Raw genomic sequence first — 23229 nt, forward strand, 5'->3', positions numbered from 1 at the left:
GTGGTGCGGGCGGAGCCGGTCGTCGCCAACAACCCGCCGCCGGCTCCGCCCGCACCACCGCCACCTGTGCTGCCGAAACCAGCCGACGCAGTGGCAGCACCGGCTCCGTCACCGAAGCCGCAGGTCGAGGCTGCCTTGCCGCCGGTACCGCCGCCGCCACCGCCTGTGAAACCGGCCGATCCCGTCACCGCTCCGAGCATGGAGAGCGGACCGAGTGCGGCCGTCCTGGCCGAGGACCCCACCATCAAGGGGCTGACCGCCAAGATCGCGGCCAATCCGGACGACGTGAACGCGCTTTACCGGCGCGGCCAGGTCTATGCCAGCAAGGGCGCCTACAGCCTGGCCATCAAGGATTTTGACGAGACGCTCCGGATCAACCCGAAGGACGTCGAGGCTCTGAACAATCGCTGCTGGACCCGCACGGTGGTCGGTGACCTTCAGGGCGCGCTGAAGGATTGCAACGAGGCCCTGCGGCTACGGCCGAACTTCGTCGACGCGCTGGACAGCCGGGGACTCGTCAACCTGAAATCGGGGGCGGTCAAGAACGCCATCGCCGATTTCGAGGCAGCCCTGAGGATCAATCCGCGCCTGACCTCCTCGCTGTTCGGACGCGGGATCGCCAAGCAGCGCAACGGCTCGGCCCAAGAGGGTGCGCTCGACATCGCCAATGCCAAGGCGATGGACCCGAACATTGTTCAGGAATTCGCAAGCTACGGAGTGCGTTGATATTTTTTGAATTGGGGCCGATGTGCCTCGAACCCGCGACGGCCCGGCGAAGACTAATCGAACGGATGCCGCAGGCCGTCCTTTCGGGGGGCTTATTGCGGGGATTTTGGAACTACGCGAGCTGGCTGCGCAGGAGGGACTGGCTATGAGATTGGCTGCAAAGGGACTTACCGCAATCCTGTCCATCATCACCGTCGGCGCCGCGCTGTCGCTGACGATCCCGCTGGCATTCGCGGGCGACGACGGCAACAGCAAGAACGTCACCGAGGACGAGATCGTCCGCGCGCTGGCGCCGCCGCCGAAGAAGCCGCTGACCCGGGGTCTGTCGATCGCTCCGCAGGCCGATCCCGTACCGAGTGCGACGGAGACCAAGCTGATCCAGTCCGTGCGCGGCCGCTCGACACGCTCGCTGTCGTCGACCGAGCGTGAAGAAATCGCGTCGGCGGCCAAGGACAAGCCGAACATCGATCTGGAAATCACGTTCGACTACAACTCGGCCAATATCAGCGCTAAATCGCTTACCTCGGTCCAGGCGCTCGGCCGCGCGCTGACCAGCCCCGACCTGAAAGGCTCGACCTTCGTGGTCGCCGGTCACACTGACGCCGCCGGCGGCGAGAGCTATAACCAGGATCTGTCGGAGCGCCGCGCGGATTCGATCAAGCGCTACCTGGTCGACAAATACAGCATCTCCGCGACCGACCTCGTCACCGTCGGCTATGGCAAGAGCAAGCTGAAGGACCCGGCCCAACCGATGGCGGAGGTCAATCGTCGCGTGCAGGTCGTCAACATGGAAAACAAGACCACCGCATCGAAGTGAGCACGACGTAATCCTTTGAAGTGACAAGTCGTGATGTGGTGTAAAGTCTCGCTTCCAGCGCGCGTCCCGCAACCTTGCGGGACGCTGCTTTATTTCAGGGAAACGCTCTCCATGGGCCGCGCGCGGATGGCCGTGAGCCTGGCCAGGACGATCCGGCGATGAACCTCTCTCAATATCTCAAGCCAGCCGGCACGGTGGTCTTCGTCGTCGCGCTCGGCGTCGGCTATTATCTGTTCGAGCACCGGCACCGCGCCGAGCCCAAGGAAACGCCGGGCGAGGCGCTGGTCATCGTGACCAAGTCGACCAATGCCTGCTTCTCCGACCTGGTCCGGGTGACCGGCTTCTTCGTGCCGCGCCGCGAAGCGGTGGTCGTCGCCGACCAGGAGGGATCCAGGGTCACCGACCTCTTCGTCACCGAGGGCACTCTCGTCACCGACAATCAGGAGCTGGCGCGCCTGACCGCCCCGCCCCAGATCCCGGGCCAGCCGCAGCGGCCCGGCCCGCAAGGTCCGGTGTCGCTGAAAGCCTCTGCGCCGGGCCTCATCACCGAGGTCCGCACCATCGTCGGCGCGCCGGCCTCGCCGCAGGCCGGCCCGATGTTCCGTATCGCCGTCAACAACGAGATCGAGCTGGACGCGCAGGTCCCGGCGGTGCACATGGCCAAGCTCAGCTCCGGCGCGACTGTGCGCATCAGCCGCGACGACGCGCCCGATCTGATCGGGCGGGTCAGGCTGGTCGCCCCCGAAATCGATCGCGCCACCCAGCTCGGCCGCGTGCGCATCAGCGTCACCAACAATCCCTCGCTGAAAGTCGGCGTGTTCGCCCGCGCCTCGATCGACGCCAAGCGAAGCTGCGGCGTCGCGGTTCCCAAGACCGCGATCGACCATCTCACCGTGCAGGTCGTCAAGGGCAACATTGTCGAGACGCGCAAGGTACGGGTCGGGCTGTCGTCGGACAGCGCGACGGAAATTCTGGAAGGCCTTAACGTCGGCGAAATCGTCGTGGCCGACGCCGGCTCTTCGCTGCATGACGGCGACCAGATCAAGACCATGTTCGCTGATGAACTCGATCGCACGCGGGTACGCTGATGGCTCTCAATATCTCGGCATGGTCGATTCGCAATCCGCTGCCGTCGGTGGTTTTTTCCATCATCCTCCTGATCCTCGGCTGGGTATCCTTCACCAAGCTCGCGGTGACGCGGCTACCCTCGGCCGACATTCCCGTGATCTCGGTCGCGGTATCGCAGTTCGGTGCGGCGCCCGCCGAGCTCGAATCCCAGGTTACCAAGACGGTTGAAGACGCCGTCTCCGGTGTCGAAGGCGTCAGGCACATCACCTCGCAGATCACCGACGGCCTGTCGGTGACGACGATCCAGTTCGCGCTGGAAACCAACACCGACCGCGCGCTCAACGACGTCAAGGACGCGGTGACGCGCGTGCGCTCCAACCTGCCGCAGAACGTCACCGAACCGCTGATCCAGCGCGTCGACGTCATCGGCCTGCCGATCGTCACCTACGCCGCGATCTCGCCCGGCAAGACGCCGGAGCAGCTCTCCTATTTCGTCGACGACGTGGTCAAGCGCGCGCTGCAGGGCGTGCGCGGCGTCGCCCAGGTCGAGCGCATCGGCGGTGTCGAGCGCGAGATCCTGGTTTCGCTCGATCCCGACCGCCTGCAGTCGATGGGGCTGACGGCCGTCAACGTCAGCCAGAGCCTGCGCGGCACCAATGTCGATGTTGCCGGCGGCCGCGCCGAGATCGGCAAGAACGACCAGGCGATCCGCACCCTCGCCGGCGCCAAGACGCTGAGCGACCTCGCCGGCACCATGATTCCGCTGTTCGGCGGCGGCGAGGTCCGGCTCGACGATCTCGGCACAGTGACCGACACCATCGCAGACCGCCGCACCTTCGCCCGCTTCAACGGCGAGCCGATCGTCGCGCTCGGCATCAAGCGCTCCAAGGGTGCCAGCGACGTGAAGGTCGCCGAGGCCGTGCAGAAGCGCATCGACACGCTCAAGGCGACCTACCCCGACGTCGATTTGAAGGTGATTGACACCTCGGTCGAATATACCAACGGCAATTACCACGCGGCGATCTCGACCCTGTTCGAAGGCGCCATCCTCGCCGTCGTCATCGTGCTGCTGTTCCTGCGTGACTTGCGCGCCACCATCATCGCCGCGATCTCGCTGCCGTTGTCGATCTTCCCGGCGTTCTGGGCGATGGACCTGCTCGGCTTCTCGCTCAACCTCGTCAGCTTTCTCGCCATCACGCTATCGACTGGTATTCTGGTCGACGACGCCATCGTCGAGATCGAGAACATCGTCAGGCACATGAACATGGGCAAGTCGCCCTATCGTGCCGCCCTGGAAGCCGCCGACGAGATCGGCCTCGCGGTGATCGCGATCTCGCTGACAATCATCGCGATCTTCGCACCCGCGAGCTTCATGTCGGGCATCGCCGGACAGTTCTTCAAGCAGTTCGGCATCACCGTCTCGGTGCAGGTGTTCTTCTCGCTGCTCGCGGCGCGCTTCGTCACGCCGGTGCTCGCGGCCTACTTCCTCAAACATAGCAATCATCAAGAGCCGCCGCCCGGCCGCGTGCTGCGGTCCTATCACAGGCTCGTGGCCTGGTCGGTGAAGCACTATTTCATCACGGTGCTGGTCGGCTTCGGCGTCTTCGCCGCCTCGATCTGGAGCATCACGCTGCTGCCGCAGGGCTTCCTGCCGGCGCAGGACAGCTCGCGCTCGCTGGTTGCCCTCGAGCTGCCGCCAGGCACCCAGCTCGCCTACACCGAAAAAGTCACCGAAGACATCGTCGCGCGCCTGCGCAAGCGGCCCGAGGTGAAGAGCATCTTCGTCGACGGCGGCCGCGTTCCACCGGGGACCCAGGAAGTCCGGCGCGCCGCTTTGATCATCAACTACACGCCCAAGGACAGCCGCGACATCACGCAGCGCGAGCTCGAATTCTCGATCAGCCAGGAGCTGGAGAACATCCCGGACATCCGCTTCTGGTTCCTCGACGAGAACGGCCTGCGCGCCATCTCGCTGGTCGTGACCGGCGCAGACGCCAACATCGTCAACAACGTCGCCAGCGAGCTCGCGACGCAGATGAAGCGGATTCCCACCATCTCCAACGTGATCTCGGAAACCACGCTGGAGCGGCCCGAGCTGCGCGTCGAACCGCGCGCCGATCTCGCCGCACGGCTCGGCGTGTCGACCGAAAGCCTGTCGCAGACCATCCGTGTCGCCACCATCGGCGACGTCGGCCCCGCGCTCGCCAAGTTCGACGTCGGTGACCGTCTGGTGCCGATCCGCGTGCAGCTCGAGGATGCCGCGCGCGGCAATCTGAAGACGCTCGAACAGTTGCGCGTGCCGCTCGGCGAGCACGGCGAGAAGGGCGGCGTGCCGCTCTCCGTGATCGCCGACGTCAAGCTCGACCAGGGTCCGACCAGCATCAACCGCTACGATCGCGAGCGACAGGCGACCGTCGCGGCCGATCTCGTCGGCTCCGCCGCGCTCGGCGACGCCACCAAGAAGATCTACGACCTTCCGGTCATGAAGAGCCGGCCGAAGGGCGTGAAGGTCTCCCCCTCCGGCGACGCCGAAAGCTTGAACGAACTGTCCGAAGGCTTTGCCACCGCCATCACGGCGGGCCTGATGATGGTCTACGCCGTGCTGGTGCTGCTGTTCGGCACCTTCCTGCAGCCGATCACCATTCTGTTCTCGCTGCCACTCTCGATCGGCGGCGCGATCGCGGCTCTGCTGATCACCGGCAAGCAGCTCACGACGCCGGTGTGGATCGGCATCCTGATGCTGATGGGCATCGTCACCAAGAACGCGATCATGCTGGTGGAATTCGCCATCGAGTCCATTCACGCGGGCACACCGCGCGAGGAAGCCATGATCGACGCGGGCATGAAACGCGCACGCCCGATCGTGATGACCACGATCGCGATGGCCGCGGGCATGATGCCAAGCGCGCTCGCGGTCGGCGCGGGCGGCGAGTTCCGCTCGCCGATGGCGCTCGCGGTGATCGGCGGCCTGATCTTCTCGACCATCCTGTCGCTGGTATTTGTGCCCGCGATGTTCATGGTGATGGACGATCTCGGCGCCCTGATCTGGCGCTTCGGCAAGCGGCTGGTCGTGCACAGCGAAGATGCGGAGGACGCCGGTCATCATGAAGCGGCGCCGGCGGGAGCGGCACCAGCGCCAAAAAGCATCGTGCACCCTGCGGCGGAGTAAATTCCGGGCGAGCGGTAGGGCGCACAAAAATGCATATTCCGAATGGCAAGAACGCCACCATCGAGATTCGGAAGATCGAAGACTACTGCCTAAGTCCCTCGCATCCACGCGGTCGGCATAAGGCAAGGGTCTTCCGCGATGCGCTCGATCTTCGACGTGGAGATGCCTCTTGGCTTCGCGACACCCTGCTTGAAGCTGCACCTACAGGCGACGCGGTCCAGATTGCGACAGATCGCTGGGGCAGCCATTGGCGCATGGATTCCTGCTCAGGCGACATCAGAAGCAGGCCGTGGTAAGAACCGCATGGATTGTACGAGCCGGCGAGGACCGGCCAACCTTCGTCACCTGTTGGGTTGTATGATGAGCGCAGTAAACAACAACGAAGATCGAGCGCCAGGGGCACTGGATGTTGTCGCGTTGCTGGCAAACCTTCCGGACCACCGGTTGGCGCGGGGGAACGTCGGCACGGTTGTCGAAGAACTCGACGGCACGACAGTGCTCGTCGAATTCAGCGACGATGATGGGCGGCCATATGCTGTCGCTCCTTGCCCCCGATCCGAGCTGCTTGTTTTGCACTACGTGCCGGAAGCAGCCTAGTTGCGTCCCTACTCGTTGCGCGCGATCGCCGTCAGCTTGGTCATGTTTCGCAGCAGGATGCGGCCGCGCTGGAGATCGAGGATCGCTTCCTTGCGCCAGGCCTGAAGCTGGCGGTTGACGCTCTCGCGGGCGGCACCGACGAAGACGCCGAGTTGCTCCTGCGAGATGTGCACCTCCGAACCGAAATCGGCGGCGAGCGCGCAGAGACGCCGCGCGAGGCGAACCGGCAGCGGCTGGAGCATGGACTCTTCCATGCGTTCGCTCTGCCAGCGGATGCGCTGGCACAGCAGCGCGATGATCTTGATCCCGACCTTCGGCTCGCGTTCGAGGAAAGCAAGAAAGTCTTCGCGCCGCAGCACGAACAGCTCGCTGGCTTCGCCCGCGGTCGCGTCCGCAGTGCGGCTCTGGCCGTCCAGCACCGCAACTTCCCCGAACAGGTCGCCGGGCCCCATGAAGTTCAGGGTCAGGCGGCTGCCGTCTGAGGCGCCGGTCTCGATGCGGACCTGGCCTCGGCGCACGCCGAACAGCGCATCGCCCGCGTCGCCCTTCTGGAATAGCACCTCGCCGTTCCCCAGATGCTGGGTGTGGCAGAGATTCGCCAGCCGCTGGAGCTCGTCTGCACCGAGATCGGCGAACATCGCATTCATCTTGAGGATGACCGCAAATTCGGCCTGCTTGCTCATTTCAATGTCCTTGTGAATTTGGTTGGCAAATCGCTTGGAACCATCGACATCAGGATCGCGTAAAACCGCGCCGGGGAAGTGTGCCATAAGTCACATAACTTTGCAGCACCCCCAGACTATTTTTACGTGCTTGGAGCCGCTTCCCGTCCCGGGATAAACTCAGGCGCAAAGGACGGGTGCAAATGACGGTCATGTGCCGGATTCGACGCCGATCGTTCGCCGCTGGAAAGTCGACATGAGAGCCGTAAAATTCGCCGGCGCGGCGGTGGCCGCAGTCGTCATCGTGATCGCACTCCTGCTCGTGGTCGGGCTCCCCTCGGGCTTCCTGACTTCGACGATTGCCTCGCGGGTCGAGAGCGCGACCGGCTATCGCCTGTCGATCGACGGCACGACCCGAATGAGCCTGTGGCCGACGCTTAACGTGACGCTGAACGACCTCACGCTTGCCGACCCCAAGGACCGCAGCGGCATCACGCGCCTGACCATCGACAGCGTGCAGGCCGACATGTCGCTCTCGAGCGTCTGGTCGGGCCGCCCGAAGATCAGCGAACTCGTCGTCACCCATCCCGTGTTCTACCAGCCACTGCTGCGCGAGCGCCTGCCGAATGCCGGCGGCACGTCGAAGCCGATCGCGCTCGATACCGATGGCGCCGCCATCGATCGCATCAAGGTCACCGATGGCGAGGTCGCATTCGCACGCGTGCGGGATCGCGTCGAGAACCGCATCAGCGCCATCAATGCCGATGCGATCGTCGGCCGCGACCGCAAGATCAACATCACCGGCACCGCACGGGTCGGCGAGCATCCGACCAAGTTCGACATCAAGGCCACCACGCCGGCGCCGCCAGCCGACCGGCCGACTATTCCGGTGGATTTCGCCATCGACATGCCGGACGTGCTGAAGTCCCGGCTCGCGGGTCATGCCGAGATGCGGCTGAGCGGCGATGTGGTGATGATCAACGGCGTGAGCGGCACGCTCGGCGATGGCGCGTTCAACGGCTGGGCCTCGATCGATATCGCGAGCAAGCCTCTGGTCAAGGTCGATCTCGACTTCCAGCGGCTCGCGATTCCGCTGGCGAAATCGCCGGAAGGCGCGTCCGGGCAGCCCTGGAGCGATGCGCCGATCGACGTGTCCGGGCTCAACTATGTCGATGCGCAAATCAGGATCTCCGCGCACGAGGCAGTGATCGGCGATGCACGCCTCGCGCCGCTGGCGGTCGATGCAAAACTCGCCGGCGGCGTGCTGAAGGCCGGCAGCGCCAATCTCGGCGCCTATGGCGGCCAGGTCTCGGGCGAATTGATCCTGGATGCGACCAGCGGCGCGCCGAGCTTTGCCATGCATTCCGACCTCGCCGGCGTGCGCGCGCTGCCGCTGCTGCAGGGCCTTGCCGAATTCGACCAGATCGACGGCAAGCTGCAGGCCAAGCTCGCGCTGCGCAGCGCCGGCACCAGCCAGCGCGCGCTGATGGCGAACATGCAGGGCACCGCCTTCGTCAATCTCCAGGACGGCGCCATTCGCGGCATCAACGTCGCACAGATGATCCGCTCGCTGACCTCGGGGACGCTGTCCGGCTGGCAGGCAAACCAGGACAACAGTCGGGAGCAGAGCACGGATTTGTCGCAGCTCTCGGCCTCGTTCCGGATCGACAAGGGCCAGGCGGTGACGACCGATCTCAACTTGACCGGACCGCTGGTCCGCGTGACCGGTGCCGGGACGATCGCCCTCGACACCAAGATGATGGGCTTTCGCGTCGAGCCGAAGCTGGTGATGACGACCGAAGGCCAGGGCCGCGCCGCCGAGCCGGTTGGCTTCGGCATTCCCGTGATGATCCAGGGCACCTGGTCGCAGCCGCGGATCTATCCTGACATGGCCGGCATGCTGGACAATCCGGACGCCGCCTATGCCAAGCTGCGCGAGATGGGCAAGGGGCTGTTCGGCGCTGATGGGGCCGGCCTCGGCAATATTTTGGGCAGCCTTGGTCTCGGAGGGACCACCGCGCCAGGTGGCGGCAATGCGGGGGGCACTGCCAATCCGCAGACCCAGCAGCCGGCACAGAACAATTTGCTCGGCGGCCCCCTGGGCGAGGCGCTCGGCAATTTGATCCAGCAGGGACTTTCCAGCGGCGCAAACGGCACTGGGACCGCCACTGGGAGCGCCTCCGGCACCGGCGCCGGCACTGCCACCGGCCGCAGCCGCAGCCTGCCTGCAGCGCCATCCACACTGATGCCGCAAGCCTCGCCGGCGTCCCCCGGCCTGGAGGACCCGCCGGCGGCGCAGCAGGACAGCCAGCCGATGAATGACGTGCTGCGGCAGCTCTTTAATCGATGATTGCAGGACCAAAGCGCTGGACTCCAAGCCCTCCCTTGCCAAGCCCATCCCCTTACCTCGGCTGGCCCGGCCGCGGCTTCCCCCAAACGGATGAGACTCCGACAATTCACCATCCTTCCGTCTGCCCCAGCGCCCACAGCGGGTAACCACACCGGCCGGTCACGCGGCTCCGACCAGTCCCTTCACAGTCCCTTGGACCAAATTGTGCTAGAAGGCTCGCAGGGTCCGTACGGCCCGTAGCGCCGGCGCCGATGGCGGCGCGAGAGGATCGGGATGGCAGGAGCGAACGACAAGACACGGTTTCTGCGCGAGGGTCTGTTCGCCAAATACGTCGTCTCTCTCGTCGGCCTCGTCGTGTTCGTGCTCGCCGTCAACGGCGCGATGGAGACCTGGATCTCCTACCGCGCCACCAAGACCCAGCTGACCGACGGTCTCGAGGACAAGGCGCAGGCTGCTGCGCGGCGGATCGAGCAGTCGATCTCGGAGCTCGAGCGCCAGATCAGCTGGGTGACGCGGGCGAGCCAGGACACGCTCGAGAAGCGCCGCGCCGACTACGCCCAGCTGCTGCACCAGGTCTCGGTCGTCAACCAGCTGTTCCAGCTCAACGGCGACGGCCGCGAGGTGCTCCGCGTCTCGCGGCAGTCGACCACGACCGGCAGCAATGCCGACCTCTCCCGCGACATGCGCTTCACCGACACCGTCACCCGCGGCGTCAGCTACGCGCCGGCCTGGTTCTCCGACCGAACGCCGTTCATGTCGATCTCGGTGGCGCATTCCGGCTTCAACGCCGGCGTCACCGTGGCCGAGCTCGATCTCAGCTTTCTCTCCGAGTACCTCTCCGACACCCAGGTCGGCAAGGCGGCCTTCGCCTATGTGGTCGATCCGCGCGGCCGCGTGCTGGCGACGTCCTCGAAAGGGCCCGAGATCGGCAAGGACCTCTCGAAGCTGCCGCAGGTTGCGGCCGCGGTCGCACCGGGCCACGAACCCGACAGTTCGGGCACCGACTTCAACGGCCATGCGGTGATGAGCGCGGCGAGCACCGTGCCGAAGCTCGGCTGGAGCGTGATGTTCGAGCAGCCGGCCACACAGGCCCTGATGCCGATCCGCGATCAGCTGGTGCGCATCGCGCTGCTGATCGGCATGGGCCTGCTGGTCGCGATCCTTGCCGGCACGCTTCTGGCGCGCCGCATGATCATTCCGATCACCGCGCTGCGTGACGGCGCGCACAAGCTTGGCGAGGGCGATTTCAGCCATCGCATCGAGGTGCACACCTCGGACGAGCTGGAAGATCTCGCCGGCCAGTTCAATCGCATGGCCGGCCAGATCCAGGAGACCTATTCGGACCTGGAGACCAAGGTCGAGGAGCGCACCCGCGATCTCGCGCAGTCGATCAACGAGCTCAAGGTGCTGGAGGAGGTCGGCCGCGCGGTCGCCGCCTCGCTCGATCTCAACGCCGTGCTGCCGACGATCGCCGCGCGCGCGATCGAGATCACCCATGCCGACGCCGTGCTGATCTACGGCTATGACGCGCAGGCGCGCCGGTTCAATCTGGTCGAGGCCAACGGCATCGACAAATCCGCCGACGGCGCCCATGTCACCATCGACGAAGGCGAGAATATCCTGAGCGATGCGGCCGGGAGCGGCGAGCCGATCGTGATTGCCGATCTCGACCAGGCCTCCGAGCAGCCGCTGCGCGACGTCGCGATCGATGCCGGCTTCCATTCGGTGCTGGTGGTGCCGCTGGTGGACCAGCAGGGCACGCTCGGCTCGCTGGTGGTGCTGCGCCGCGCCAGCGGCGAGTTCGCCCCAAGCATCATCGGCCTGATGCGCACCTTCGCCAACCAGGCCGTGCTGGCGATGCGCAATGCGCGGCTGTTCACCGAGGTCGACCACAAGGGCCGCGAGCTCGCGGCTGCGCACGAAACCGTGCAGCAGCAGGCCGCGAAGCTTCAGGAGCAGACCGAGCAGCTGCGCAACTGGAACCGCTCGCTGGAAGAGCGGGTCGAGAAACAGTTGGGCGAGATCGGCCGCATCAAGCGGCTCGAACGTTTCCTCGCGCCGCAGGTCGCGCAGCTGATCGCCTCGTCCGACGGCCACGACGCGCTGCTCGACAGCCACCGCCGCGAGGTCACCGTCGTGTTCTGCGATTTGCGCGGCTTCACCTCGTTCACGGAGGCGACCGAGCCGGAGGAGGCGATGAATGTGCTGCGCGAATATCACGCCGCGCTTGGCGAGCTGATCCACCGCTATGAAGGCACGCTCGACCGCTTTGCCGGCGACGGCGTGATGATCCTGTTCAACGCGCCGATTCAATTCGCCGACCACACCAAGCGCGCGGTGAAGATGGCGGTCGAGATGCGCGATGTCATTGGCCAATTGACCGAGAAGTGGAAGAACCGCGGCCATTCGCTCGGCTTCGGCGTCGGTGTCGCCATGGGCTACGCCACGCTCGGCCAGATCGGCTTCGAGCAGCGGCTCGAATATGCCGCGATCGGCAGCGTCACCAATCTCTCCTCCCGCCTCTGCGACGAAGCCAAGGCCGGCCAGGTCGTCGTCAGCCGCCGCGTCTACGGCATGGTCGAGCCCTGGGTCGAAGCCCGCGCGCTCGACGATCTCGTGCTCAAGGGTTTTAACCACCCCGTGCTTGCGATGGAGATTCTGTCGTGGCGCGAGGAGGTGGAGAACGTGGTGGATGCCGCCGCGGCGGCAAGGCGAAGAGGGTAGCCCAAACAAAAAAGTACGAAAACAACCCCATGCACAGTAGCCGGGGGCTGCAAGATCAATGGGTTACGCGGGTGCCGAAAATGGCCGGAAGCGGTTTGACTCGTCGGGCAAAACACCGGCAGGATGGCAGCATCCCCACGAACCACATCTCTCGTCCTCGCGACTAACGATCGCCTCCGCATCGAGGCGTTCGGATGGAGATGACCTGTGCCGTTTGCCTTGCCTTCGCGTGCGTATGATTTGCAGATGCTGGATCGTTCGGCCGATCGCGAACGCGATCATGGCTGGGTCTACGGTCTGCCGCCGGGCATCACGAGCGAACAATGGCCGCTCGATGCCGTCACCGGTTTTCCGCTGATGCACGGCTTCACCTTGAAACTGCCGGACGATTATCGCGTGCATGGCGAGGACATCGTCGCGGTGTCGTTCTTTGCCACGGCGCCCGATCACAATGACGGCGGGGCGCCTGACGATCCCGAGATTCGCGAGGCGGTGCAGACGCGCCCTTCGCATCCGCGCCTCTCGCGCATGACTGATGTCCTTGACTACGAGTATGCGGCGCTGCTGCTGACCAAGAGCGAATATGAGGGCGCGTTCGCGACGCCGCCCGCGCCGCTCGCGCTTGCAACGGCGGAGCGGCCGCGCTGGCTCGATGTCGGCGGCGCCAGCGCCTTCTTCGAGACCGCCGCGCCTTACGCGAAGAAGATGTTCGCCAGCCCTCCGCGCGTCGATCTGGCCGAGAACCTCGCGATCGCGTTGCAGCCGCGTGCGAGCGATCCCAATGCCGGCAAGGGTCCGCAGGACGAGCACACGCGCCAAAGCCCGCCGAGCGGCTATCAGCCGTACTATTATTATGTCGGCGGCGTGCCGAGCCGCGACAATTTCCGCCTGCACGATTGGGGCAAGGACCACGCCCACAACCATCTCGGCGGCACCATGCGGCCATGCCAGGCCTTGCCGGAGATGAGCCCGTTCTACGTCGAGTTCGAGGAATATTTCGGCGGCTACAATTTTGGCGGTGGCAACGCGCAGCTCGACTTCAAGGAGATGAAGTTCGACTGGGCCTGCGGGTGATTACACCCCGCGCTTCGACCCCATCGCCTCAAACCCAGCCTTCTGCTCGTCGGTCAGATCCGCCTCGAAATCGTCGAGCGCGTCGCTGACGCCGTTCACGGCTTGCAGCATCGTCTCGAGCCGCGCCTTCACAGCGGAAAGACGGGCCTGCGGTGTCGGTGCTGCCTGTGATGGACAGGCGCTCAGCGTTTCCATGGTGCGCAGCGTGGTGTCCTGGAGCACGTCGAGGCGGGCGCGGCCGGTGTCGTCGAGCTTGAGCGTTGAGGCGATCTCGGCCGCGGGCCATTGCTGCTGAATGAGCTGCTCGTATTGGCGCTGCAGCTTCTCGTCGTAGCGGGGATCGCTATCCGCCTGGCAGGCCGATGCCGCCTGCGGATTCTTTTCCTGGATCGCTGCGAGCGCGGCGCGGCGCTCCTTGGCGAGGCCATCGAGCTTGGCCCTCTGGTCGTCGTCGAGGAGATCGACGAATTTTGCGAGCGACGGCGCGACCGCGTCCGTTGCCTTGATCATGGCCTCGATGCGCTCGCGCATCAGGCCGAGGCGCTCCATGGCCGTCGCCGGGACCTGCGTTGGACAGGCGGCGCGGATGGTGTCGCGCGCAGATAGCCATGCGGTCGCGAGCTCGTCGAGCGCTGTGCGCTGCAATTCATTCGGCTGCACGGCAGCGGCGATGCGATCGACCGGCAGGCCCCCGGTGTCGCTGGCATCGCAGACCGTCTCCGCGGTCGGGACTCGCCGTCCGCGCCGGCCGTGCGGCGCGGTGTAGGCGGCAAGCTCGGTGGCCGCATAGGGCGCGAAGATCGCGGCATAGATGTCGCCATAGCCATAGAGCGAGAGGCTGGTCGCATCGCCGAGGATGATTGCGGTGGTGAGATCGTCATGCGCGAACGGCCAGAACACCGGGCCTACCCAGCCGTAGTTGCCGTCGGGGTGGCGCCACCAGCCCTGCGGACGGCGGCCGCCATGCCAGCCCGACAGCGCGGCCTGCGCCGTCATCGCGGCACGCATGACGTAGGGATTGGCAGGCTGCCCTCGTTCAACACCGCGAGGATCTTGCGACCTCAACGCTGCGGAGCGATATCGGCCGCCCCGCACCGCCATCCGGGCATGGCGCAGGCGCGACATGCCGATCATGTGGCCGACGGCAAAGCGCGCGACACCGAGCGGGCCGCCGCGGAAGCCGAACTGCGCCTCGGCCCGACCTGGCAACAGCGCCGCCAGAATCACGAGGGTTGCGCCTGATAGCGCCAGCCCCAAGCGTGATCTCGACTTGACCACTGACCTGTCCACCTTGGCCCTCCTCCGGCGCCAAGCGCGCATCGCGTCGCATCACAACGACGCGCGAGGGAACCAAATGTTCCGGAAGCGCACAGGGCAAAGCGTCGCAACGCGCACCGGCAGAGCCGATGCGGTGTCACTCCGTCTTCTGCGGCACCACGAAGGTCTGGCCGGGATAGATCAGATTGGGATTGTGGATCTTGGCGCGGTTGGCGTTGTAGATCACGGCAAAGCGGGCGCCGTCGCCATAAGCGAGCCGGCTGAGCGCCCACAGGCTGTCGCCGCGGGAGATCACCCGGCTGCCGCCTGCTTCCGCCGGTGCACCGCCGACGATTTCCGCCGGTGAGGCCGATGCAACGGTCGTGGCCGCGGGAGCCCGCGCCATCACCCTGGGTTTCGCTGCGCCCATCACTCGGGGCCGGGCCGCGGGCCTGTCCGATACCGATGCCACGACGTCCGACTTGTCGTCAGGCTTGTCGGCCTTCGCCTCTTGTTTGGTCTCCTGCTTCGTCTCTTGCCTCGCGACCGGTGCAGGCCGCGCGGGCGGCGGCGCGGCTTCGGCGATCACCACCGGCATGCTGCGGCCGGATTGCGTGACGGTGCCGTCAGGCGATTTCGCCCGCAGGGTCAGCTCATAGGAACCGGCAGGAAGCTGCGGCGGCATCATCACGAATTGGCCCGAGGCATCCGCAACCACCGTGTCGAGCGGCTTGCCGTCGCGCAACAGCTCGACCTTGGCGCCCGGCGTCGCCCGGCCAGCGATCACCGCCGCCTCGCCGTGATCGTCGACGCGCGCGACATCGAAACGGGGCCCGGTATCGGCAACCGCCGCCGGCGGCTTGACCGGTGCGAGATCGGCAAGCGCGGCCGTGACCTGCTTTTGCGTCTCGGCCAGCGCACTCGTCTTCGTTTCAGGGGCGGGGGACGCGGCCGGCGCCGGCGGCGCGTTTGCGGCTAGCTTGGGCTCTTCCGGCTTGAGTTCCGGCTTGGGTTCGACCTTGGCCTCCGGCTTGGCGGCGACCACGCTGTCGGTCTTCGCCCCGTTCGGCAGCAGGCGACGCAGCTCGTTGGGGCCGACCACCAGCACGGCACCGCCCACCGCGAGCAGACAGAATGCAATGAAGGCCTTGGATGCGGTCACCATCGGAAACGAACCTTGATCAGGAAGAACCTTGCAAATCAATCTAGCCGGCAAGTTGCGCCGTTTTGGCCACGGCAGCAAGACGGTCGATAGGATGATGAGCCGGCACGGGGATGAACCGACGCACCCCCGCCGGTGTCAAATGCTCAAGGCCGCATCGCGGCATTTTCTTGGGAATTGTCCGTGAACGCATTTTTCCGTCCCGCACAATGGCCTGTTGGGGTCGTGCTTGCCCTCACACTGGCCGCAACTCCGGGGCTCGCCGCTTCCAGCCCGCCGCCGGAGTACATGCTCACCGACAATGCCGATCTCGCCTTCACCTCGCCCGACGGCGCCACCAGGATTGAGCAGTACATGAAGGACGGCGGAGATTTCGAAGTCAAATGGCAGGTTTGGGCGAGGCGTGGTGAACAGATGACGGAGCTGAAGCCCGAGCAGGGCTACGGGGCCAGATTCCGCTTCACGCCCGACTCGCAATGGCTGCTCCGGATGCAGAAGACCGGTTCCGGCGAGCAGGATCTCTATCTCTATCATGTCGAGAAGGGCGCCTTCGTCAGCGCGACGAAGACCTCGCTCAGCGATTTGGCCTGGGCCTATTTCCACAGCCGGCCGGACACAAGGAAGATGAAGCTCGACTACCACATCTCGGCCAATCTCGTAAAAGGCACCGAAGAGGCCTATCGCGGGCTCGGCGTGCACTGGCCCGACAACCGTTACCTCGTGATCTCGCTGTCAGGCGAAATGGACAAGCACCCGAAGAACGTCGCCGTGAAGGGATTGGCCGACTGGCGCTGCCGCTATGATCTCAAGACCGGGACCTTCGACGTGCCGGCGATGTTCGCGAAGGCAAATGCAGAAGCGCTGAGATGGGAGATCCGACGCTGAGGGAACCAACCCTCTGATTCCGTTCCGATTCATGCTTTCCTAACCCTCGCTGGTAACTGGCTCTTGTCAGTTTTGCTGCATCTTGCATCCCACGGGAGGGCTGCATGGGCACATCGATCCGGTGGAGCGCGCGCATGCGCGCGTCGCTGCGCCGTTGGCGCGGCGCGCCACTGACATGGCTGATCGCAGGCGGTTTCGTGCTGATGGCCGCAATGGCGATCGGCACCGCGCTCACCGTCGACCGCTTCCGGCAGAATGCCATCGAAGGCGGCCGCGACAGCCTGGAGAGCGCGGTCCGGTTGCTTGCCCGCCATTTCGACCGCGAGTTCGAAGACTTCGCGGTGCTGCAGAAGAGCATCATCGCCGAGCTCGAAAGCCACGGCATCGAATCCGCCGACGTCTTCCGCAGCGAGATGGGCACGCTCGCCGTGCACGAGGTGCTGCGCGCCAAAGCCAGCGGCTGGTCGGACGTTGCCGGCGCCAATGTGTTCGACGCCAAGGGCGTGCTGATCAACTCGTCGCGGCGCTGGCCGGTCGCCGATGTCTCGGTCGCCGACCGCGGCTATTTCAATCGCCTCAAGAACGATCCGGCTTCGCAGGAAGAGGTCGAGGTGGTGCCCGGACGGTTGGGCAGCGGACCGGCGATCGTGTTCGCGCGCCGCGTCTCCGGCCCCCACGGCGAATTCCTTGGGCTGGTCTCGCGCGCGATCACGCCGGACCAGCTCGAATCCTTCTTCGCCTCGAGCGGGCTCGGCGAGGAATCCTCGATCGCGATGCACCACCAGAACGGCCAGTTGCTCGCGCGCATTCCGCACGTCGACGCGATGATCGGGCAGAACTTCCGCAACGGCACGCGCGAGCAGATGGCGGTGTTCGAGCGCACCTTCGTCACGACCCAGCTCGCAAGCCCGATCGACGGCAAGGACCGCATCGTCGCCGCTCGCCTCCTGACCGGCGAGCCGCTGGTGGTGGTCGCGACCAAGTCGCTGGATGCGACGCTGGCGACATGGCACACCCAAACGAAATTCTTCGTGACCGTCGCCGTGCTGTCGATCGGCCTGCTCGTGCTGACGCTCTATTTGATCTTCCGACTGATGACGCGCAGGCTCGCCGTGGAGAAGCAGCAGCTCGACACCGCGATGAACACGATGACGCAGGGCCTCCTGATGTTCGACCAGGATGAGCGGCTGATCGTCTGCAACCGGCGCTACATCGAGATGTACGGACTATCGGCCGACGTGGTGAAGCCCGGCGTGTATTTCCGCGACGTGATCCAGCATCGCCACGACACGGGCTCGTTCCACGGCGACGTCGATTCCTATTGCGACGGCATTTTGGGCAATGCCGGGCAGACGCAGAGCACGATCGTCGAGACCTCCGATGGCCGCCTGATCGAGATCAAGAACCAGCCCGGTGCCGCCGGCGGCTGGCTCGCGACCCATGACGACGTCACCGAGCGCATTCGCGCCGACGAGCGCATCGCGCATATGGCGCATTACGACGCGCTGACCGACCTGCCCAACCGCGTGCTGATGCGCGGCCATCTGGAGCGGCGCGTCGCGGAGCTTGCCCAGGGCAAGCCGTTCGCGATCCTCTATATCGACGTCGACGAGTTCAAGGGCGTCAACGATTCGCTGGGACACGAGGTCGGCGACGAGCTGCTGCGCCAGGTCGCGAACCGCCTGCGCGCCTGCATCAGCGGCAACGACATGGTGGCACGGTTGGGCGGCGACGAATTCGCCATCGTCAAGGCCGGCACCCGCGATGAGGCCGAGCTGACGGCGCTGGCCGAGCAGATCCTGAAGGCGCTGCGCGCGCCCGTAAACTACAATGGCCAGGAAATCCCGACCGGTGCCAGCATCGGCATCGCGATCGCGCCCGACCACGGCGACAATCTCGACGATCTGCTCAAGCGCGCGGATCTCGCGATGTATGCGGCGAAATCCGAGGGCCGCCGCACCTTCCGCGTGTTCGCGCCCGAATACGACGCCAAGGCGCGGCTGCGCCGCCAGCTCGAGTTCGATCTGCGGCAGGCGCTGCCCCGCGGCGAGTTCGAGGTGCACTACCAGCCGCTGGTCGATCTCGCGGCCAATGTCGTCACCGGCTGCGAAGCGCTGCTGCGCTGGCACCATCCGGAGCGCGGCATGGTCTCGCCCGCCGACTTCATCCCGGTCGCGGAAGAGACCGGATTGATCGGCGAGATCGGCGAATGGGTGCTGAGGCAGGCCTGCCTCGAGGCAGCCTCCTGGCCCGGCCAGATCCAGATCGCGGTCAACGTCTCACCGGTGCAGTTCCGCTCGCGGACGCTGGCGCTGAAGGTCGCCGCCGCGCTCGCCGAGTCGGGTCTCGCGCCCGGACGACTCGAGCTCGAGATCACCGAGACCGTCCTGATCCGCGACGACCAGGAGGCGCTGACGATCCTGCAGCAGCTGCGCGAGCTCGGCGTGCGCATCGCGCTGGACGATTTCGGCACCGGCTATTCGTCGCTGAGCTATTTGCATCGATTCCCGTTCGACAAGATCAAGATCGACCGCAGCTTCATCAGCGACATCGGTCAGTCCGAAGATTCCTCGCCAATCGTACAGGCGGTGGTGCACATGGCCGCCGCCCGTCACATGGCGACGACCGCGGAAGGCGTCGAGACCGAAGCTCAGCGCGAAGTGCTGCTCCAGCTCGGATGCAGCCAGATGCAGGGCTGGTTGTTCAGCCCGGCCGTGCCGGCGGCGAAGTTGAAGCAGCTGTTGCTGGCACAGGCAGTGGCGGCTTAGCCGCGCACCGCCGCACGCTTTGGCATAAAACATCTCCCTCCCCCGCCCGCTCACCGTGCGTTCGCGAAAGCGCCGGCCGGCTTGGAGCAGGATCAGACAAAGCATGGCGGTTTCAGGAAATACGCCCGGCAATCGCGGCGCCTAGAACACGCGCCGTTCCGTACAAATATGGACGACTGATCGAAACCCGAGCTGATCAGGAGGCGCCACACCATGACCGGGAACACCGCACTCATGCGCAATCCCTCGCACAAGGGCTTGCCGCCCGCACCCGACGCACAGCCTGACGACCGCTCGAGGTGCGAGCGGCGCGCCGCCGACGCGGAGATGGCGCGCGTGCTCAGGACCGAGCCGTTGCGCATGGCGCTCGACTCCTCCGGTGCCGGTATCGCGCACTGGAAGCATGATCCGCTGCACGACGTCGTCGAGCCCATGCGCCACCACGTGATCATGGCGCATAAAGGCGTGATGCAACGCATGGAGCGGCGGTCGGGAAAATCGATCGCAATCGGCACGTTTCGTCCGGGAGTCGTGAACATCGTTCCGGAAGGGTCGAGCTCCCGATGGGACATTCCGAAGCCCGTCGACGTCGTGCAGCTTTACCTTCCCGACGCAACGCTGCAGCGCGTCGCCGGCGAGGCCGGAAGCACCGGGCCCGCCGAATTGATTGAGCGAACGGCGCATCCCGACACGATCACGTCCCGACTGCTCCTGAGCGCGGCGGATTCGCTGGCGGGCCATGGCGTGCTTGATACGCTGTTCCGGCATCAGCTCACGGATCTTCTGGCGACGCGCCTTTTGGCTGCGCATGCGGGGGCGCCAACCACGTTCCAGCCGACCATGGGCGGGCTGGCGCCGAAGGTCCTGCTCCGTGCGATCGAACGATTGCGCTCCGATGGCGAAGCGGACGTCTCGCTCGATGCGCTGGCATCCGATGCCGGTCTGTCGCGCTTTCATTTCTGCCGGTCCTTCAAGGAGAGTACCGGGCTGTCGCCGCATGCTTGGCTGCGCCAGCACCGGCTCGAGCAAGCCATGAACATGCTGCGGGAGAGCGACGAATCGATCGTCTCGGTCGCCGCGGCGCTTGGTTACTCCTCGCAGACCGCCTTCGCCGCGGCATTCAAGAAGCTGACGGGCGAGACGCCGAGCGATTGGCGCAGGCGCGTGCGTTAACAGCAATCTCTCGACAGCGACGGCAATCGCGCTGGGGCAACGGCAAATCGGGTCGGCTACATCATGGCCATGTCCGGACTAATCGAGGGAGACCAGAGATGACCTGGAAAAACTTCGTCAGCCGACGGTTGATCTCATCACGCCGCCGAAGCCTTGCGACCGCGACCTTGTACGGACTCTCGCTGGCCGTTCGCTTCACATCGGCGACCGGCGAGGAAGTGGAAATTCCGGCCTACACCATGCACCCGGCACAGCCGCCCGTTTCCATCGTGATCCGCAATGGCCCCGGTCTTCCCTATCAGGACTGGAGTCGAAGTGAGCTGCAGCCCGTCGTCTTAGGCTACGGCCAGGCGCCGAGATCGCTGCCGGCTCGCTGCATCGCGCACTAAGACCAGCGATCCAACCCACCGCACGCGCCGACGCCGGACGCTGCCCTCAGCGCAGCAGCGCGGTCTTTCGAACAGCAACCAAGGAGAAAATCCATGCGACTCGTCATCATCGGGGCCGGCTTCGCCGGCATGTACGCCGCCCTTTCCGCAGCCCGGCTGCGCGACATCCGTGGCGCCTCGCCGCAGGATCTGCAGATCGCCCTCGTCTCACCGGAGCCGACGCTGGTGGTCCGTCCGCGACTCTACGAGTCGAAGCCGGAAACTCTGACGGCCCCGCTGCTCGACGTCCTCGAGGCGATCGACGTCCACTACATCCAGGGTAGCGCCGAGACGATCAACACCGAGGCCAGAACGGTGCAGATCACGCCCGCGAAGGGCCCGCGCAAGACGCTGTCCTACGACCGCCTCGTCGTGACCACCGGCAGCCGGGTGTTCCGTCCGAACATTCCGGGCCTCGCCGAGCACGGCTTCAGCGTCGATTCGCTCGACGATGCCGTTGCGCTCGACAAGCATCTGCATGGTCTCGCGAAGCGGCCCGCCGTGAACGGACGCGACACGGTCGTCGTCGCCGGCGGTGGCTTCACCGGGATCGAGGCGGCCACCGAGATGCCGGCGCGGCTGCGCGAAATCCTGGGCACCGACGCCAGGACTCGCGTCGTCATCGTCGAGCGCAACACTGCGATCGCACCCGACATGGGCGCGGGCCCCCGCCCCGTCATCGAGGAAGCCCTGCGCAACGTTGGCGTGGAGACACGGCTCGGCGCCGGTGTCGCGGCGCTCGACGCGGCCGGCGTCACCCTGTCCAGCGGTGAGCACATTGAAACCGAGACCGTGATCTGGGCGGCGGGCATTCGTGCGGCGCCTCTGACCACGCAGATTCCCGCCGAGCGCGACAATTTCGGACGGTTGCTGGTCGATCGCTGCTTGCAGGTGCCAGGCGTTCAGGGTGTCTTCGCGGCCGGCGACGCAGCACGCGCCGCCTGCGACGACGAGGGCAATTACGCACTGATGTCGTGCCAGCACGCCACGCGGATGGGCGCCTTTGCCGGCAACAACGCCGCGGCCGAATTGCTCGGCGTTCCGACCAGGCCCTACCACCAGAAGGCCTACGTCACCTGCCTCGACCTCGGCGAAGCCGGCGCGCTGTTCACACGCGGCTGGGAGCGCAAGGTCGAACTGGTCGGCGACGTCGCCAAGAAGACCAAGCGTGAGATCAACACCGTCTGGATCTATCCGCCGAAGGCGGAGCGCGCCCTGGCGCTCGCGTCGGCCGATCCGGAGCGCGTGACGAGCCTTTAGCGCACCAAGCGATCACGGCCGCGCTCTCCCCCGGCGGCGCAGCACGTTCAACAGACCAGCCGGAAGCCTCAACCCTCGAACAGGAAGACCAACATGAATCTGCACAACACCCCATTTCCCGTGTCGTCGGGACCCGAAGAGCTCGTTCCGTCGCGCTACGCGCTGAAGATCGGCGAGATCGACGTGCTGGTGGTCAGCGACGGCGTGCTACCGCTGCCGACCAAGATGCTCGCGCACAACGCCGACCCGGCGGTGCGGGCGACCTGGCTGCACGACATGTTCCTGCCGCAGGATGCTTTCGACTGGGCGCTGAACGCCGTCATGGTTCGCAGCGGCGGCAAGACCATCCTCATCGACGCCGGACTGGGCTCGGACCCGAACCTGAACTTGCCGCGCGCCGGGCAGTTGATCAGGCGTCTGGCGGCGGCCGGCATCGATCTTTCGGCGGTGACCGATCTGGTGCTGACCCATCTGCACATGGACCACATTGGCGGCCTGCTGGTCGACGGCGTGAAGGAGCAGCTGCGCAAGGACCTGCGGATCCACGTCGCGGCCGCCGAGGTCAAGTTCTGGGAAAAGCCTGACTTCTCCCGCACTGCCATGCCGGAAGGGTTTCCGGACGCGCTTCGATCGACCGCCAAGCGGTTCCTGAAGGAGTACGGCAGTCAGCTGCGGCTGTTCGATGACGAGCACGAGATTGCGCCTGGCGTCATCGCCCGTCGCACCGGCGGTCACACCCCCGGACACAGCGTGGTTCGCATGGCGGCCGGCGACGACGCGCTGACATTCGCCGGCGATGCCGTGTTTGCCGTCGGGTTCGAACAACCCGACTGGCACAACGGTTTCGAGCACGACCCCGAGGAGGCCGCGCGCGTTCGCATCCGTCTGTTGCGACAGCTTGCCGAGACCGGCGAGATGCTGGTGGCGACGCACCTTCCGTTCCCGTCCGTGGGCCGCGTGGCAGCCGACGGCGACGCTTTTCGTTGGGTGCCGGTGTTCTGGGACTACTGACCGCTTGCCGGGTGAGAGCTGAAGCAGGGCGCGGACTCGTGGCACCGATGAGTTCGCCCTTGAAAATAGGATCAATCATCGACCCTCGCGGTTGCCCC

At 65.7% G+C, this 23229-nt stretch carries 18 protein-coding genes; 15 read left to right on the forward strand and 3 right to left on the reverse strand.

Annotated features, from left to right (window positions below; genetic code table 11):
• From GWG67_RS35730 to GWG67_RS39165, 6 genes are all read left to right on the forward strand, one after another.
• Window positions 1–726: tetratricopeptide repeat protein (locus GWG67_RS35730; RefSeq protein WP_275174383.1), on the forward strand; the 726-nt coding region annotated here is incomplete at its 5' end.
• Window positions 727–871: 145 nt separating this feature from the next.
• Complete coding sequence (locus GWG67_RS35735; protein WP_275174384.1) at window positions 872–1543, forward strand: OmpA family protein; 672 nt, start codon at window positions 872–874, stop codon at window positions 1541–1543.
• A gap of 158 nt (window positions 1544–1701) precedes the next feature.
• The gene (locus GWG67_RS35740) at window positions 1702–2631 is read left to right on the forward strand and encodes an efflux RND transporter periplasmic adaptor subunit (RefSeq protein WP_275174385.1); all 930 of its coding nucleotides are present in this window, start codon (window positions 1702–1704) and stop codon (window positions 2629–2631) included.
• Entirely contained in the window at window positions 2631–5780 is a 3150-nt protein-coding gene (locus GWG67_RS35745) for an efflux RND transporter permease subunit (RefSeq protein ID WP_275174386.1), read from the forward strand. Before GWG67_RS35740 ends, GWG67_RS35745 begins: the two co-directional genes overlap by 1 nt.
• Window positions 5781–5809: 29 nt before the next feature.
• Entirely contained in the window at window positions 5810–6076 is a 267-nt protein-coding gene (locus GWG67_RS39160; RefSeq protein ID WP_369335509.1) for a DUF6883 domain-containing protein, read from the forward strand.
• 64 nt (window positions 6077–6140) lie between these two features.
• Window positions 6141–6377 (forward strand): DUF4926 domain-containing protein, encoded by a 237-nt coding sequence (locus GWG67_RS39165; RefSeq protein WP_083843118.1) that lies wholly within the window; start codon window positions 6141–6143, stop codon window positions 6375–6377.
• Between the two features lie 8 nt (window positions 6378–6385).
• Here GWG67_RS39165 and GWG67_RS35755 read toward each other — a convergent pair whose 3' ends face one another.
• Entirely contained in the window at window positions 6386–7060 is a 675-nt protein-coding gene (locus tag GWG67_RS35755) for a Crp/Fnr family transcriptional regulator (protein ID WP_007599026.1), read from the reverse strand.
• A gap of 235 nt (window positions 7061–7295) precedes the next feature.
• Between GWG67_RS35755 and GWG67_RS35760 the strand changes: the two genes are divergently transcribed.
• The 3 genes from GWG67_RS35760 (at window position 7296) to GWG67_RS35770 (ending at window position 13187) form a co-directional block, all read left to right on the forward strand.
• Complete coding sequence (locus GWG67_RS35760) at window positions 7296–9389, forward strand: AsmA family protein (protein ID WP_275174388.1); 2094 nt, start codon at window positions 7296–7298, stop codon at window positions 9387–9389.
• A 273-nt stretch (window positions 9390–9662) separates the two neighbouring features.
• The gene (locus GWG67_RS35765) at window positions 9663–12113 is read left to right on the forward strand and encodes an adenylate/guanylate cyclase domain-containing protein (RefSeq protein WP_275174389.1); all 2451 of its coding nucleotides are present in this window, start codon (window positions 9663–9665) and stop codon (window positions 12111–12113) included.
• A gap of 246 nt (window positions 12114–12359) precedes the next feature.
• Window positions 12360–13187 carry a hypothetical protein gene (locus GWG67_RS35770; RefSeq protein WP_275174390.1) on the forward strand — a complete coding sequence of 276 codons (828 nt, stop codon included), beginning with the start codon at window positions 12360–12362 and terminating at the stop codon, window positions 13185–13187.
• Here the strand turns inward: GWG67_RS35770 and GWG67_RS35775 are convergent, their stop codons facing one another.
• Both GWG67_RS35775 and GWG67_RS35780 read right to left on the reverse strand, forming a co-directional pair.
• Entirely contained in the window at window positions 13188–14507 is a 1320-nt protein-coding gene (locus GWG67_RS35775; protein ID WP_275174391.1) for a Spy/CpxP family protein refolding chaperone, read from the reverse strand.
• Between the two features lie 94 nt (window positions 14508–14601).
• Window positions 14602–15609, reverse strand: coding sequence for a LysM peptidoglycan-binding domain-containing protein (locus GWG67_RS35780; protein ID WP_275174392.1), 1008 nt, complete (start codon window positions 15607–15609; stop codon window positions 14602–14604).
• A 180-nt stretch (window positions 15610–15789) separates the two neighbouring features.
• Here GWG67_RS35780 and GWG67_RS35785 point away from each other — a divergent pair, with 180 nt between their 5' ends.
• The 6 genes from GWG67_RS35785 (at window position 15790) to GWG67_RS35810 (ending at window position 23131) form a co-directional block, all read left to right on the forward strand.
• Window positions 15790–16491 (forward strand): hypothetical protein, encoded by a 702-nt coding sequence (locus tag GWG67_RS35785; protein ID WP_275174393.1) that lies wholly within the window; start codon window positions 15790–15792, stop codon window positions 16489–16491.
• Window positions 16492–16595: 104 nt separating this feature from the next.
• Entirely contained in the window at window positions 16596–19259 is a 2664-nt protein-coding gene (locus GWG67_RS35790; RefSeq protein WP_275174394.1) for an EAL domain-containing protein, read from the forward strand.
• Window positions 19260–19472: 213 nt separating this feature from the next.
• Entirely contained in the window at window positions 19473–20432 is a 960-nt protein-coding gene (locus tag GWG67_RS35795) for an AraC family transcriptional regulator (RefSeq protein WP_275174395.1), read from the forward strand.
• Window positions 20433–20530: 98 nt separating this feature from the next.
• On the forward strand, window positions 20531–20821 hold the full coding sequence (locus tag GWG67_RS35800; RefSeq protein ID WP_275174396.1) for a hypothetical protein: 291 nt from the start codon (window positions 20531–20533) through the stop codon (window positions 20819–20821).
• 93 nt (window positions 20822–20914) lie between these two features.
• Window positions 20915–22120 carry an NAD(P)/FAD-dependent oxidoreductase gene (locus GWG67_RS35805; protein ID WP_275174397.1) on the forward strand — a complete coding sequence of 402 codons (1206 nt, stop codon included), beginning with the start codon at window positions 20915–20917 and terminating at the stop codon, window positions 22118–22120.
• A gap of 93 nt (window positions 22121–22213) precedes the next feature.
• Window positions 22214–23131: an MBL fold metallo-hydrolase gene (locus GWG67_RS35810; protein ID WP_275174398.1), complete on the forward strand. Its 918-nt coding sequence runs from the start codon at window positions 22214–22216 to the stop codon at window positions 23129–23131.
• The last annotated feature ends 98 nt before the right edge of the window (window positions 23132–23229 follow it).

The organism is Bradyrhizobium sp. CSS354 (assembly GCF_029051725.1).
Taxonomy (GTDB): Bacteria; Pseudomonadota; Alphaproteobacteria; order Rhizobiales; family Xanthobacteraceae; genus Bradyrhizobium.

What these genes read in the sequence shown, in the direction of transcription:
- GWG67_RS35735 (WP_275174384.1), top strand. Translation starts at nt 872, where the DNA reads ATGAGATTGGCTGCAAAGGGACTTACCGCAATCCTGTCCATCATCACC.
- GWG67_RS35740 (WP_275174385.1), top strand. Translation starts at nt 1,702, where the DNA reads ATGAACCTCTCTCAATATCTCAAGCCAGCCGGCACGGTGGTCTTCGTC.
- GWG67_RS35745 (WP_275174386.1), top strand. Translation starts at nt 2,631, where the DNA reads ATGGCTCTCAATATCTCGGCATGGTCGATTCGCAATCCGCTGCCGTCG.
- GWG67_RS39160 (WP_369335509.1), top strand. Translation starts at nt 5,810, where the DNA reads ATGCATATTCCGAATGGCAAGAACGCCACCATCGAGATTCGGAAGATC.
- GWG67_RS39165 (WP_083843118.1), top strand. Translation starts at nt 6,141, where the DNA reads ATGAGCGCAGTAAACAACAACGAAGATCGAGCGCCAGGGGCACTGGAT.
- GWG67_RS35755 (WP_007599026.1), bottom strand. Translation starts at nt 7,060, where the DNA reads ATGAGCAAGCAGGCCGAATTTGCGGTCATCCTCAAGATGAATGCGATG.
- GWG67_RS35760 (WP_275174388.1), top strand. Translation starts at nt 7,296, where the DNA reads ATGAGAGCCGTAAAATTCGCCGGCGCGGCGGTGGCCGCAGTCGTCATC.
- GWG67_RS35765 (WP_275174389.1), top strand. Translation starts at nt 9,663, where the DNA reads ATGGCAGGAGCGAACGACAAGACACGGTTTCTGCGCGAGGGTCTGTTC.
- GWG67_RS35770 (WP_275174390.1), top strand. Translation starts at nt 12,360, where the DNA reads ATGCTGGATCGTTCGGCCGATCGCGAACGCGATCATGGCTGGGTCTAC.
- GWG67_RS35775 (WP_275174391.1), bottom strand. Translation starts at nt 14,507, where the DNA reads ATGCGCGCTTGGCGCCGGAGGAGGGCCAAGGTGGACAGGTCAGTGGTC.
- GWG67_RS35780 (WP_275174392.1), bottom strand. Translation starts at nt 15,609, where the DNA reads ATGGTGACCGCATCCAAGGCCTTCATTGCATTCTGTCTGCTCGCGGTG.
- GWG67_RS35790 (WP_275174394.1), top strand. Translation starts at nt 16,596, where the DNA reads ATGGGCACATCGATCCGGTGGAGCGCGCGCATGCGCGCGTCGCTGCGC.
- GWG67_RS35795 (WP_275174395.1), top strand. Translation starts at nt 19,473, where the DNA reads ATGACCGGGAACACCGCACTCATGCGCAATCCCTCGCACAAGGGCTTG.
- GWG67_RS35800 (WP_275174396.1), top strand. Translation starts at nt 20,531, where the DNA reads ATGACCTGGAAAAACTTCGTCAGCCGACGGTTGATCTCATCACGCCGC.
- GWG67_RS35805 (WP_275174397.1), top strand. Translation starts at nt 20,915, where the DNA reads ATGCGACTCGTCATCATCGGGGCCGGCTTCGCCGGCATGTACGCCGCC.
- GWG67_RS35810 (WP_275174398.1), top strand. Translation starts at nt 22,214, where the DNA reads ATGAATCTGCACAACACCCCATTTCCCGTGTCGTCGGGACCCGAAGAG.